The organism is Simplicispira piscis (genome assembly GCF_054783455.1).
Map to the genome: position 1 here is coordinate 26,721 of NZ_BAAGQN010000011.1, position 13,774 is coordinate 40,494.

The window sequence follows — 13,774 nt, forward strand, 5'->3', positions numbered from 1 at the left end:
GGGCGGCGTTGGTGTTACTTCAGCGTGAAGCGGACCGAGGCGACCGACTTGCCGGCCTTCGAGACGGCGACCACGGCTTTGGTACCAGCGGGGACCTTGAAGCTACCCGCGGCTTCCAACTTGCCCTCACCGGCTTGGAGTTGAACCTCCTGCTTCTCGCTGCCGGCCAGCAGGGTGACCTTGGCGGTCATCCCCGCCACGGCAACGGGTTTTCCGTGGTCGCGCATGTAGAGCTGCAGCTTGTCGGCACTGGCGACGAATTCGTACTCGACGTCCTTGGCTTCCGCCACAGCACCACCGTGCATCGGTTTGACGTCGTGGCCGTGGTTGTCAGCCGCGATGGCTGCGCCAGAGATCGATACCGTGAGGGCGAGAATGAGGTGGGAGAGTTTCATGGCAGTTCCTTTGGGGTTGGAGAAAAGGGAAGGTCCCGCGATCAGCGGGACCGTCTTCGACTACACAGGCTTCGGTGCGTCCGGGTGGGAGGGCTCGGCAGACACGTCCTCGGCTTCTTCATCGGGCCTGTGGGCCAGCCGGTAAAGAATCGGCAGCACGAGCAGCGTGAGCAGCGTGGATGAAAGAATTCCACCGATCACCACAGTGGCCAGAGGACGCTGGACTTCCGCGCCGGTGCCTGTGGCGATGGCCATGGGAATGAAGCCCAGCGAGGCCACCAGGGCGGTCATCAGTACCGGGCGTAACCGAGTCAGGGCGCCATCCCGGATCGCTTCATCCAGGCCGACGCCGCCTTCCCTCAGGCTGCGGATGTAGGAAATCATCACCAGTCCGTTGAGCACCGCCACCCCGGACAGCGCAATAAAGCCAACGGCTGCGGAGATGGACATCGGGATGTCCCGAAGCCACAGGGCCAGAATGCCCCCTGTCAATGCGAATGGGATGCCGGTGAAGACCAGCAGACCATCCTTGGCATTGCCGAACATCGCGAACAGCAGCACGAAGACCAGCAGCAAGGAGACCGGCACAACGATCTGCAGGCGCTTGGTAGCCGACTGCAGGTTCTCAAAGGTGCCACCCCAGCTCGTCCAGTAGCCGGTGGGGATCTTGATCTGCGCCAGACCTTGCTCCGCCTCTGCCACGAAGGAGCCCACATCGCGCCCGCGCACGTTCGTGCTCACGACGATGCGGCGCTTGCCGTTTTCTCGGCTGACCTGGTTGGGGCCGGGTGCCAGCTCGAACGTTGCGACCTCACCCAGCGGGATGAAGTTCGTCTTGGCTTCCGTTGCACCGGCAGAGCGCGGCAGCGGTATGGGTAGCCGCTTCATGCCTTCCAGGTCGTTGCGAAGCGTCTCAGGCAGGCGAACGAGGATATCGAACCGGCGGTCTCCCTCGAACATGGTGCCGGCCTCACGACCACCAATGGCTGTGGCCACGGTGTCCTGGATGTCGGCAACGTTCAACCCGTAGCGCGCTGCCTTCTGGCGGTCAATGTTCACCGTGAGCATCGGAAGGCCCGTCGTCTGCTCGACCTTCACCTCAGAGGAGCCCTGGATCTTTTGCAGCATGGCGGAGACTTCTTCCGCGGACTTGTTCAACACGTCCATGTCGTCTCCGAAGATCTTCACTGCCACGTCGCTGCGCACCCCTGAGATCAGCTCGTTGAAGCGCAACTGAATGGGCTGGGAGAACTCGTAGTTGTTGCCGGGGATCTTGCCAATGACTTCCTGGATCGCAGCGAGCAGTTCATCACGGGTCTTTCGAGGCTCGGGCCATTCATCCATCGGCTTGAGCATGATGTACCCGTCAGAAATGTTCGGCGGCATGGGGTCCGATGCGATTTCCGCCGTCCCAGTTCTGGCGAAGATGCGCTCGATTTCGGGGAACTTCGCTTTCAGCGTCTTTTCGATCTGCTGCTGCATCGCCACCGACTGGGAAAGGCTGGTGCCCGGAATGCGCAGTGCCTGAATAGCGAAGTCGCCTTCATTGAGGTTGGGCACAAACTCGCTGCCCATGCGGGTCGCGATCAATCCGCACAGGACCACTGCAACCGCGGCAATGGTGAGAACCAGCGTCTTGGCGCCCATCACGCGATCAAGCATGGGGCCGTACAGGCGCTTGGCGTGGCCCAGCAGAAAGTTTTCCTTCTCGCTGACACGATTGCCGATGAAGAGGGCCACCGCTGCCGGGATGAAGGTTACCGACAGGATCATCGCGCCCACCAAGGCGGCGACCACCGTGAAGGCCATGGGGTGGAACATCTTCCCTTCAACGCCCGTCAGCGCAAAGATAGGCAGGTACACCACCATGATGATGAGCTGTCCGAACAGCAATGGGCGGCGTGACTCCTGGGATGCCAGGAACACTTCATGAAAGCGCTCTGCCCGGGTCAGCGGCCGGCCGTGGTGCGCCTGCGCATGGGCGAGCCGCCGAACGCAGTTCTCCACGATCACCACAGCGCCGTCAATGATGATGCCGAAGTCCAGGGCCCCCAGGCTCATCAGATTGGCACTCACCTTGTAGTGGACCATCCCGGTGAACGTGAAGAGCATCGACAAGGGGATGACCATTGCCGTGATGACTGCGGCCCGGATATTGCCCAGAAAGAGGAACAGGATCACGATCACCAGTACCGCGCCTTCCAGCAGGTTCTTCTTGACGGTATTGATGGCCTTGTCGACGAGCACGGTACGGTCATAGACCGTCACCGCGTGCACGCCCTCTGGGAGGCTCTTGTTGACCTCCAGCATCTTCTTGTCCACTGCCTGCGAGACGGTCCGGCTGTTTTCTCCGATCAGCATGAACACCGTGCCGAGAACCACCTCGCGCCCGTTGTCAGTTGCGGCACCCGTTCGCAGTTCCCGGCCAATGCCCACCTCGGCCACGTCGCGCACGCGCACAGGGACACCGTTGGCACTGCTCAGGATCACGTTGCCAATGTCCTCCAGCGACTTGACCTGTCCAGGGGCACGAATCAGGTACTGCTCGCCGCGCTTTTCGATATACCCAGCGCCCACGTTGCCGTTGTTGCGGTCCAGTGCCGTGACGACGTCTTGCAGCGTCACGCCCAGCGAGGCAAGTCGTTCCGGGATGGGGGCGATCTGATACTCCTTGGCAAAGCCGCCAATGGAGTTGATTTCGGTCACGCCAGGAACGTTTCGCAGCTGCGGCTTGATGATCCAGTCCTGGATCTCGCGCAGGTCGGTCGGGGTGTAGGGACTTCCATCGGGCTTCCTGGCCCCATCCTTGGTTTCGACGGTCCACAGATAGATCTCGCCCAAACCGGTTGAGATGGGCCCCAGGGCTGGCGTGATGCCGGCGGGCAGCCGGTCTCTGGCTTCCTGGATGCGCTCATTGACCAACTGGCGCGCGAAATAGATGTCGGTTCCGTCTTTGAAAATGACGGTCACTTGCGACAGTCCGTACCGTGACAGCGACCTGGTCTGCTCCAGGTTCGGCAGGCCGGCCATGACTGTCTCGATGGGATACGTGACCCGCTGCTCGGTCTCCAGAGGCGAATAACCGGCGGCCTGGGTGTTGATCTGAACCTGGACGTTGGTGATGTCGGGGACCGCGTCGATGGGCAGCTTCTGGTAGCTGAAGACGCCCAGCGCCGCCATGCCCAGGGCCGCCAGCAGCACCAGCCATCGCTGCTCGATCGAGAATCGGATGAGTTTTTCAAACATGTATGCGCTCCGGGATCAGTGCGTGTGTTCGGCAGATCCCTTGCCGAGTTCGGACTTCACGACGAAGCTGCCTGTCGAGGCGTAGGGCATGCCGGGCTTGAGGCCCGACAGGACCTCGATGCGCTTGCCATCGCTTCGGCCCAGCTTCACAGGTTGGGCGATGAAGCCGCCGTCGACCTTGAGGAAGACCACGGGCTTTTCTCCGACGTTCTGGACTGCGTCGGCCGAGATGGTCACAGGCGCTGCCGTTTCTTCGGACACCACCTCGACATTGACGAACAGGCCGGGGCGCCAGGCGCCCTTGGGGTTATCAAGAACGACGCGGGCCTTGGCGGTACGGGTCTGCTCACCGATCAACGCGCCCACGAAAGCGACAGTGCCCGTGGCGGAGGCATCGAAGGCGGTGGCCTTGATGGTGACTTTCTCGCCCACCCGCACCGACGGCAGATCCTTTGCAGGAACATTGATCTCAGCCCACACCGTGGAAAGGTCCGAGATGGTGAACACCGCCGCATCTTCCTTGACGGCCTCGCCAAGACTCAGGTGCTTCTCGATGACGATGCCGTCAAAGGGCGCGCGCAGTTCGATACGGTTTAGTCCGGACACGGACGAGGTGGACAGGCCCAGCGCACTGAGCTTCTGATTGGCGTTGGCGACAGCGACCTCCGCTTCGCTCAACGCCTGCCTGGCCTGCAGGTAGTCCTGTTCGGCAGAGACCTTTTGCTCCCACAGCTTCTTTTCCCGCTCGTAGGTGGTCTTGGCCAGCGCCAGGCGCTTTTGCGCCGTCTGCAGCTCGCTGCGCTGCTCCGAAGCGGTCGGGCTCGCGATGGCGGCCAGAACCTGCCCCTTTTTGACGACCTGGCCCAGGCTGGCGCTGACACTCTCCACCACACCCGCCAGACGGGGAACCACGTGCGAAGTCCGGTCCTCGTTCAGCCGGATTTCGCCGGGCAAAAGCAGCGCCGTCTTGATGTTGGCTGCCGACGCAGAGTCCACCGTAATGGAGGCGGCCTTGATCTGGGCATCGGTCAGTTCGATCTTTCCCTCTTCCTTGCTCATCACGAACATGAAAGGTTCGGTGGCCGTCTGCGCAATGATCTCGATGTCGAACGCGTGGGGTTCGGCCACGATCTCGCGGCTGACCAGGCTGTCCTTTTCTGCGGCAAACGTCAGCTTCTGCTTGTCGTCTGTCGGGCGTGTCACTGTTGCCGTGACCGTTGCCGCGGTCAGGGGGAGCGGCTTGTCCTTGTCGGACAGCCAGATCCGCAGCCGAGGCTCGCCACCGTCTTCGGACAGCAACGCTTCCAGGCTGAAGTCGCCTTCCTTGAACACGGTACCGCCGTGGGGGCCCTTGGCCTGGCTCTTTTCATGGTGCTCGCCATCGGCGTGGCCTTTGTCGTCGTCGTGGCCTTTTTCACCGCCCTTGCCGTGGTGTTCTCCATCACCGTGCCCCTTGGCCTCGGTATGGCTGCCGTGGCCGTGGCCATCGCCCTCGGCAGCGACTGCTTTGGGCTTGCCGCCGCCTTGCAGGATGAAGGCTCCGGCCCCGACCCCTAGCGCGAGGACAACGGCAATAGCGATGAGATGCTTTTTGCTGATGGTGGATGTGCTGGTGTTCATGGTCATGCTCAGTTGTGCGTTGCGATCAAGCCGGAAACCGTGCTGGCCCCGAGCAGGCGGTCGACATCCGCCGCCGCGCGGTGTGCCTCGCCCAGGGCTTTGAGGTACTGGGATTTGGCGGTGAAGTAGGTGCGCTGGGCATCGAGCACCTCCAGGAAGTTGAACTTTCCGTTCTCGAAGCCAATGGTGGCCGCGTCGTATGCCGACTTCGCGCCGGGCAGGACGTCCTGTTGCAGCGACTGGATCTCCGCAGTGATGGTCGAAAGGCGTTCGCGCGCCTGCGCCACTTCGCTGTGCAGGCGCACCGTGGCCCCTTGCAACTCGTCACGGGCCTTGTCCTCAAGCTTGAGCGCTTCCAGCAGGTTGCCCTGGTTGCGGTCAAACACAGGCAGAGGCACGGAGACACCAAACAGCAGGACGTTGCGTTGGGTCTCGTTGCTGCGCTGCATGCCGACGCTGACGGTGACATCGGGCACGCGCTTGCTTTGCTCCAGTTCAGTCAGGGCCTGGCGCCGATCCACCTCGATCCGGGCGAGGACAACGCCTGGCGAAGAAGATATCAAGGGCTGAAGATCGGCGAGGGGCGGTACCGCGGGAAGGTTGTCGGCTTTGCCCTCGAGGACGGTGAACGGCGCGTTGATCTGTCCCACCAGCGCAAACAGGCGAGACAGTGCATTGCGTTGTTCGCTGGCTGCCTGGGCGAGCTCGACGCGAACGCCGGCTTCCGCAACGCGGGCCTTGGACTCTTCCACAGGTGACACCTTGCCAGCGGCTACGCGCTTGGCCACGGTATCCGTCGACGACTTGGCCAATGCCACGCTGTCTTTGGCGAGCGCCAATCGCTCCTGCGCCGTCAGGACATCGAAGTAGGCTGCGGCCACATTGGCCCGCACGGTCGCCTTCAGCTCAGCGAGCTGGGCCGCCGCCTGCTCGCGTGACTTTTCGGCCGCTTTGGTACGCGCTGCACGCTTTCCCCCCAATTCCACGGGAAGGTTGAGCTGCCAGCTTTGCGTACGTGTTTTGGACCGTGCGTCCTCCAGCGAGTAGGCAAGCTCGGGATTGGGGCGTGAACGCCCTTGAAGAATCTGCCCCTCTGTTGCCTCCAACTGGCGCGTAGCGGCAGCCACCTCTGGATTCCCTTCCAAGGCCAACTCGATGGCCTTGGCCAGCGACAGAGGCCCAGCGGGAGACACCGCGGCAGTCTGGGGATCCTGTGCTCCAACGACTGGATCTTGCGACGTGCCCTGAGAAAAGGCCCCGCCCGAGAAGGTCAGCAATATGGCCGCGGCACCTGCCGCGAGCCTGAATTTAGTGCGGCCGCGCCATGCGTGCGGCTTTCCTTGAAGGTAAATACCCTTGAACATCCGATTCTCCAGTGGTTTCAAAACACGAGGGAATCGGCGGGGTGGCAACCGTGCAGCTGCCTGGCAAATCGTCAGTCAATGCAGCCGCGACAAGCGCAACTGCATCCGCCAGGAGGCGGACACGAAGGACTGAAAGAAGGAGAGATGCCCCCGCCGATCAGGCGAGGACGGGCCACTGTGGGCGGTCGGGGGGGGTGGGCGTTACAGCCGCCAAGCGCTCACCTGACGGTGAGTCCACACGGCTGTCATGGCAGATGCGATGTTTTGCACAAGACCAGTTGAGGGCCCCGATGCCAGCACCATGGCAAACCGAGCAGTCGACATCGGACATGTCTGCGCCTTGGCCGGTCTTGTCGGCTTGGCCGATCCCGCTTTTGGCTTCGTGCTTGTGTTCGTGATGCCCCAGATGCTGCGCCTGGGCGGTCGAGTTCTCGTGCATGCAATAAGCAGCCACCGCGGACCAGCTGAACTGGAACGGGAGCAATGCAAGCATAAAAACGACGATCAGGCGGCGCATTTTTTGAGTCTAGCACGCGGTCCGGAAAACTTCGTGTGACGATCAGCCGCCCGAGCCGTACAGTTCCTGGATGCGCTGTTTTTCAGCGGCTGACATGTTCAGATATTCCTGCTGCACCTGCTCACGCGTCTTGGAGCCGCCCGTTGCCTTGACAGGCAGTGCACCACCCCGTGACAGGATCGCCAGCGTACCGTCCTTGCGCGCGACGTCGACCGACCGGAGCACGTCGCCACGGGACATGTTGCTTTGCACGTGGTCGGGATGGGTGGTCATTCCCACTTCACCGCCGGCGGGATGGTAGAGCGCCGAAGCAGATGCCAGGCCTGGGGCCGCAATGGCAAGGGCAAGGGCAATCAGGGAGAGTGGGAGGGGTTTGCGAACGGTCATGGTGTGGTCCCTTGATTCGGATGAGCCAGCGGCGACTTGCCCGGGCTATGCCTTTCGACACGGTGGGACTGTAGAAATCGGCGCGCGACAAGGCGCCAACAGCCAGATGACAAATTCGTAATCTACGAACAGGAGGCATTCTTCGAGAATGGCACCATGAAAATTCTGCTCATCGAAGACGAAGTCAAGCTGGCGGAGTACCTGCGCAAGGGCCTCGGAGAGGTCGGCTATGTGGTGGACGTCGCCCACAACGGCGTGGACGGCCTGCACATGGCCCTTGAAGGCGGCCACGATCTGCTGGTGTTGGACGCGATGCTCCCAGGGATCGACGGCTTCAGCCTGCTGACGGCCTTTCGCAAGACCAGGCAGACCCCTGTCTTGATGCTCACAGCCAGGGTCAGTGTCGAGGATCGGGTGCTCGGACTTCAGACGGGTGCCGATGACTATCTGGTCAAGCCCTTTGCGTTTTCCGAGTTGAGCGCCCGCATCCAGGTTCTGCTCAGGCGTAGCCACGGAGCACGGGACACGGCAGAGCCCACGCAACTGCGTTTGGCCGACCTGGAGATCGACCTGGTGCGGCGCAAGGCGACACGAGGCGGTCAGCGCTTGGAGTTGACTGCCAAAGAGTTCCTGCTGCTGACCCTTTTTCTGAGAAGGAAGGGAGAAGTGCTGTCTCGCACGGAGATCGCCGAGCAGGTCTGGGACATGAACTTCGACAGCGATACCAACGTGGTGGAGGTCGCCATACGGCGCCTGCGTACCAAGATCGATGTGCCCTTTGACACCGCGCTTCTGCACACCATCCGCGGTATGGGGTACGTCATGGAAGAGCGCAACGGATGAAGGCCCTGGTCCAACATCGCTCATTGCGCCAGCGGTTGTCGTGGTGGCTGGCACTTCAGAGCTTTGCCGGGCTCGGGCTGGTCTGTCTGGCCGTCTACCTGGTGACCGAATTCAACTTCCGAGATCGACAGGAGGAAACGCTGGCGCAAAAGGAAAACGTCATCCGGCACTTGCTGGCGGACGGCAAGGAGCACGGGGATTCGGAAGACCTTGCTCACAAGCTCGATGATTTCCTGGTGGGGCACGGAGATCTTTCGCTTGAAGTAGCGCAGGCCGATGGGGCCGTCCTCTACGCCCATACCCGCAACCAGAATGAAAAGACGGTCTGGCGCCAGCGGCAGTTCGAAGTGGCGCAGTCTGCAGGCCAGACACCCTCAAAGAGTCTGCGCGTCCAGCTGTCGCTGGACATCCAGACCGACAACCAGTTGCTGCACCGGCTTGCAGTCACATTGCTGGTGGCAGCCATTGGCGGGGCCGTCGTGGTTTCGCTAGGCGGCTTCTCCCTGGTCAACCTGGGCCTGGCGCCCGTTCGAAGACTGGCCAGCCAGACGCGCGCCGTTTCGGCGGACAACCTCCACCAGCGGCTCGATGGCGCGGAGCAGCCCCTTGAACTCGTGCCGCTGATCGACCAGTTCAATGCACTCCTGGCTCGCATTGAAAAGGCCTACTCCCAGATGGAGGGCTTCAATGCGGACGTGGCGCACGAGTTGTGCACGCCTTTGGCCACGCTCATTGCCAACAATGAACTGGCGCTGCGGCGCCCCGAGCAGGCGGATATTCGCGAGGTGCTGGCGTCCAATCTGGAGGAGCTGCATCGCCTGACCGGTATCGTCAACGACATGCTGTTCCTGTCCCAGGCGGATCGGGGCGTGGGAGCGCGTCGCGTGCCCGTGGCAAGCCTGGCATCGGTGGCAGCCGACGTGCTGGACTACCACGAGGCGGCGCTGGCCGAGGCGGGTCTCACCGCGAAAGTAGTCGGCGATGCGCATGGCACCTTCGACGTGCCGTTGTTGCGCCGGGCTTTGTCCAACCTGCTGGGAAACGCAACCCGCTACGCGAGCACTGGCTCCATCGTGCAGATCAACTTGAGAACTGTTGACGAGGACCGCGTGCTGATCAGCGTCACCAACTACGGCAACACCATCGATCCCGAAATACTTCCCCAGCTGTTTGACCGGTTTTTCCGGGCAGATCCTGCTCGCAGCCATGGGCAGAGCAACCATGGCCTGGGCCTGGCCATCGTGGGCGCGATTGCCCGCATGCACCAGGGCAAGCCGGTGGCCAGGTCAGAGAACGGAGTGACAAGTGTCGGGATAGAGATTCGCGCTCACTGAAAATCAGCGTCGTTTGTTGGCCCGCTGCCTCGGAGCCACGCCAATATCATGATGAGCACCTGGCGGGTGGGCTTCGCTGGGCTGCATGTGATTGTGTTGAAGTGCCGCATTGGCCAAGCCGCCCAAGATGCCGCACTCACCGGCGGGATGGCCTGGTGAGTACTGTTGTTGCAAGCTGCGCAATTCCGACTCCAGTGCCTGGAGTTCCCGGATGCGAGAGACCACGTGCCCGATGTGCTCCCGAAGAAGCGCGTCCACTGCGCCGCAGTTTTCATCCGGAGCGTCCTTGAAATGCAACAGCACCCGGATCTCATCGAGCGTCATGTCCAGGCAGCGGCAATGGCGGATGAAGGCCAGGCGCTCGACATGGCTGCTGTCGTAGACCCTGTAGTTGCTTTCTGTGCGCATCGCGATCGGCAGCAGGTTCTCGCGCTCGTAGTAGCGGATGGTCTCTGTCTGCGTGCCTGTGGCCTTGGCAAGTTCGCCGATTTTCATGAAGCGTCCTTCGCAAAATCTGGTTTACGTAGGACAAGGCGGCGACGTCTCGAAAGTCGCTTGACTTTAAGGTCACTACAGGGTTTCCAATTAGGCCATGAAAACAGAAACCAGCACTTCCTCCAGCGTTGTTGACACCTGCTGCTCCTCGGGCTGCTCCAGTACCGTTGCCTCGGCTTCTGCCGCCGCAAGCAGCCCAGGCCAGGGCACGCTGTTCCGAATCCCCACCATGGACTGCAGCGCCGAGGAGTCGGAGATCCGGCGGGCGCTGGAACCTCTGGAGGGAATCAGGTCCTTGGGTTTTCAGCTCGGCGCGCGCACGCTGAAGATCGATGCGGACGATCGCGCCTTGCCCCTGGCGCTGGATGCTATCCGCAAGGCGGGCTTCGATCCACAGCCGGTCGCCACTGCGGCAAGCACCCAGGGTGGCCAGGGCCGGGTGTTTCGCATTGCGACCATGGACTGCAGTGCCGAGGAGGCGGAGATTCGCCGGGCGCTGGAGCCTCTGGATGGAATCCACTCGCTGGGTTTTCAGCTTGGCGCACGGACGCTAAAGATCGACGCTGAGGAAAGCACCTACCCGTTGGCACTCGACGCCATCCGGAAAGCGGGCTTCGATCCGCAGCCTGTGGCCGGTTCTGACGGCGGACAGGCGGGTGCATCAGCCGACGACCACGACCAAGGACATGGTTTTGCAGGCGGCATTTCCCGGTTGGTGGCTGCGCTGGTGTTCGCGACTGGGGCTGAGGTCCTTTCCTTCTTTGCACCCGACCAGATGGCCTGGAAGGTGGCCGGCATGGCCATCGCTGCCGTGGCCATCTGGCTGGCGGGTATCGACACCTACAAAAAAGGCATTGCGGCACTGCTGCGCGGCAAGCTCAACATCAATGCGCTGATGTCGGTGGCCGTCACGGGCGCATTCCTCATCGGTCAGTGGCCTGAGGCTGCCATGGTGATGGCCCTGTACGCGATTGCTGAACTCATCGAGGCCAAAGCCGTGGACCGGGCCCGCAACGCCATCAAGGGCTTGCTGGAACTGGCCCCAGAAGAGGCACTGGTTCTGGGAGCAAATGGGTCGTGGTCTGCTACACCGGTGGCTTCGGTGGCCATTGGAGCAACCGTGCGCATCAAGCCAGGCGAACGGGTGCCGCTGGACGGCAAGGTGACCAAGGGCAACGGGGCCATCAACCAGGCGCCGGTGACTGGCGAGAGCATTCCCGTGGACAAGGCGCCTGGCGACCAGGTGTTCGCGGGGACCATCAACGAGACTGGTGAACTGGAGTTTGAGGTTACTGCCTTGTCCAGCAACACCACCCTGGCCAGGATCATCCAGGCCGTGGAGCAGGCGCAGGGCACGCGTGCACCGACGCAGCGCTTCGTCGACCGCTTCGCCTCGATCTACACCCCTGCTGTCTTCGCCATTGCCGTGGCGGTAGCGGTGCTGACCCCTTTCCTGATGGGCCTGACTTGGCTGGAGGCGCTATATAAGGCCTTGGTGCTGCTAGTGATCGCCTGTCCGTGTGCTCTGGTCATTTCCACGCCCGTCACAGTGGTCAGCGGATTGGCCGCGGGAGCGCGCCGCGGGATCCTGATCAAGGGCGGAACCTACCTGGAAGACGCCCGGCTCCTGAAAGCCGTTGCGCTGGACAAGACGGGCACCATCACCGAGGGCAAACCCAAGCTGGTGAAGTGGCAGGTATGGGGCGCTGGCGATGAGGGCGCTATCCAGCAGATGGCCGCCAGCCTGGCGGCCCGTTCCGATCACCCCGTTTCCAAGGCGATTGTTCAGGGACTGGAGGCACAAGGCCCCGAGGCTGAGAACTTCAAGGCCTTGCCCGGGCGCGGTGTCGAGGGCGTGGTCAATGGTGCGCGCCTGGTGCTGGGCAATCACCGGCTGATTCACGAGCAGGGCTTGTGCGGACCGGACCTGGAGGCGGAGCTGGCCATCCACGAAAAGCAAGGCCGCACGGTCACCCTCCTGGCAGACGACTCGCGGGTTCTGGCGCTCTTCGCGGTAGCGGACACCATCCGCGAGACCTCAAAGCAGGCCATCGTCGATCTCAAGGCACTGGGAGTGACCTCGGTGATGCTGACCGGCGACAACACGGCCACTGCAAAGGCCATCGCAGCACAGGCCGGCATTGATGATGCCCGCGGGGATCTGCTGCCCGAAGCCAAGCTTGATGCCATCAAGGAGATGCAAAAGCGCTATGGCGCCACCGGTATGACCGGCGATGGCATCAATGACGCGCCGGCGCTGGCGCAGGCCGACATCGGCTTTGCCATGGGCGGTGCGGGGACTGACACGGCGATGGAAGCGGCCGACGTGGTCATCATGAACGATGACCTGCAGCGCGTCGCCGAGACCGTGCGCCTGTCCAAGCGCACCCATGCCGTTCTCTGGCAGAACATCACCTTGGCGCTGGGTATCAAGAGCGTTTTTCTGGTGATGGCGGTGGTGGGCACTGCGACCATGTGGATGGCCGTTTTTGCGGACATGGGGGCCAGCTTGCTGGTGGTGGGCAATGGACTGCGCCTGCTTCGCGGCACGCGGGTCGAGCCTGCCGCGAAGACCCAGCCTGCGCAGCCCAAGGAGCATGCCCATTCCCACTAGCGATTGCCCGGGACGCACGATGCCTATTTGCCCGCCTTGGAGACCTCCTGGGCTACCAGCTCAGCCAGTTGCTTGGCGCCAAAGCTGGGCAACGGCCGCCCATTCACAAAGAAGGTCGGGGTCTTGTCGACCTTGAGGGCAGTCAGGTCCTGCACATCCTGCTGCAGCATCGCTTCCAGCGTGGGCGATGCTATGTCGGCCCGAGCTCTCGCCATGTCCAGACCTGCCTGCTCGGCCGCACTGTAGGCCAATGCCAGATTGGGATTTCCATGGTCTGCCCACTGTGGCTGTGCCGCCAGCAGGGACTCCAAGACCACGAGGTACCTGTCCTGCAGCCGCGCGGACTCCAGCAGCTTGACCACCTCGCCCGAGCCCTGGTGGAACGGTGCATACCGGATGACCAACCGTACCTGGGAGGGATACCGCTGCATGAGATCTTTCACGACCGGATAGAAAGCGCGGCAGGTCTCACATGCGGGATCGAAGAATTCGACAATGGTCACGGGCGCCTCTCGGGGGCCGATGACTGGCGAATGCATGCGCACCAGCCGCTCAGACTGCCCGGCGGCATGCTGCTCTTGGTTGCTGGTCACATGGCTCTGGTAGAGACTCGCACCGACCGCGAAGGCTGCAAGTGCGACGCCCAGCACGAGGGCGATGATGTATTTGCGGTGGATCATTTGGCTGTTTTGCGCAGATAAAGACAGAGTGAAACGGCGATGACAATGAACGCCGCCAAGGAAAGCCAGGGCAGTTCAATGCCATAGAAAAAGTCGAGCTTCTGATCGGCGCAGGACACGCCTACAGCGCATGGAACCCATGCCCTGGGAACCAGGCCTGCAGCCAGAAGGCTGTGGTAGCCCGCTACGGCCGCGCCTGCAAGCGCCAGGGGCGGGGTCCCCTCGTTTTCAGTGCAATAACTGGCGGTACGCAAACCCAGCACTGGCGCGGGGGTGGTG

11 protein-coding genes and 1 pseudogene are annotated in these 13,774 nt (G+C 62.4%); 3 read left to right on the plus strand and 9 right to left on the minus strand.

Annotated features, from left to right (window positions below; translation table 11 throughout):
- Positions 1–14: 14 nt before the first annotated feature.
- From ACYVOC_RS07135 to ACYVOC_RS07160, 6 genes are all read right to left on the minus strand, one after another.
- Positions 15–395 carry a hypothetical protein gene (locus ACYVOC_RS07135; protein WP_116005321.1) on the minus strand — a complete coding sequence of 127 codons (381 nt, stop codon included), beginning with the start codon at positions 393–395 and terminating at the stop codon, positions 15–17.
- A gap of 60 nt (positions 396–455) precedes the next feature.
- Complete coding sequence (locus ACYVOC_RS07140) at positions 456–3,641, minus strand: CusA/CzcA family heavy metal efflux RND transporter (protein ID WP_116005320.1); 3,186 nt, start codon at positions 3,639–3,641, stop codon at positions 456–458.
- 15 nt (positions 3,642–3,656) lie between these two features.
- Positions 3,657–5,267 (minus strand): efflux RND transporter periplasmic adaptor subunit, encoded by a 1,611-nt coding sequence (locus ACYVOC_RS07145; protein WP_116005319.1) that lies wholly within the window; start codon positions 5,265–5,267, stop codon positions 3,657–3,659.
- A gap of 2 nt (positions 5,268–5,269) precedes the next feature.
- Positions 5,270–6,625: a TolC family protein gene (locus tag ACYVOC_RS07150; protein ID WP_116005318.1), complete on the minus strand. Its 1,356-nt coding sequence runs from the start codon at positions 6,623–6,625 to the stop codon at positions 5,270–5,272.
- Positions 6,626–6,782: 157 nt separating this feature from the next.
- Positions 6,783–7,142: a cation efflux protein, CzcI family gene (czcI, locus tag ACYVOC_RS07155; RefSeq protein ID WP_116005317.1), complete on the minus strand. Its 360-nt coding sequence runs from the start codon at positions 7,140–7,142 to the stop codon at positions 6,783–6,785.
- 42 nt (positions 7,143–7,184) lie between these two features.
- Entirely contained in the window at positions 7,185–7,529 is a 345-nt protein-coding gene (locus ACYVOC_RS07160; protein ID WP_116005316.1) for a DUF4148 domain-containing protein, read from the minus strand.
- Positions 7,530–7,685: 156 nt separating this feature from the next.
- Here ACYVOC_RS07160 and ACYVOC_RS07165 point away from each other — a divergent pair, with 156 nt between their 5' ends.
- Positions 7,686–8,372, plus strand: a complete 687-nt coding sequence (locus ACYVOC_RS07165; RefSeq protein ID WP_116005315.1) for a heavy metal response regulator transcription factor — start codon at positions 7,686–7,688, stop codon at positions 8,370–8,372.
- Positions 8,369–9,706 (plus strand): heavy metal sensor histidine kinase, encoded by a 1,338-nt coding sequence (locus ACYVOC_RS07170; RefSeq protein ID WP_116005314.1) that lies wholly within the window; start codon positions 8,369–8,371, stop codon positions 9,704–9,706. The genes ACYVOC_RS07165 and ACYVOC_RS07170 overlap by 4 nt, the downstream gene beginning before the upstream one ends.
- Positions 9,707–9,709: 3 nt before the next feature.
- Here ACYVOC_RS07170 and cadR read toward each other — a convergent pair whose 3' ends face one another.
- A complete protein-coding gene (gene cadR / locus ACYVOC_RS07175; RefSeq protein ID WP_116005313.1) occupies positions 9,710–10,201 on the minus strand; it encodes a Cd(II)/Pb(II)-responsive transcriptional regulator in 492 nt (163 codons plus the stop codon).
- Positions 10,202–10,298: 97 nt separating this feature from the next.
- On the opposite strand from cadR, the gene ACYVOC_RS07180 reads away from it, so the two are divergent.
- Positions 10,299–12,815, plus strand: coding sequence for a heavy metal translocating P-type ATPase (locus ACYVOC_RS07180; RefSeq protein ID WP_255415518.1), 2,517 nt, complete (start codon positions 10,299–10,301; stop codon positions 12,813–12,815).
- A 23-nt stretch (positions 12,816–12,838) separates the two neighbouring features.
- On the opposite strand, the gene ACYVOC_RS07185 is transcribed toward ACYVOC_RS07180, so the two are convergent.
- Positions 12,839–13,495: a DsbA family protein gene (locus ACYVOC_RS07185; protein ID WP_116005311.1), complete on the minus strand. Its 657-nt coding sequence runs from the start codon at positions 13,493–13,495 to the stop codon at positions 12,839–12,841.
- A pseudogene (locus ACYVOC_RS07190) lies at positions 13,492–13,774 on the minus strand (disulfide bond formation protein B); the annotation flags it as partial. The gene ACYVOC_RS07185 and the pseudogene ACYVOC_RS07190, both read right to left, overlap by 4 nt.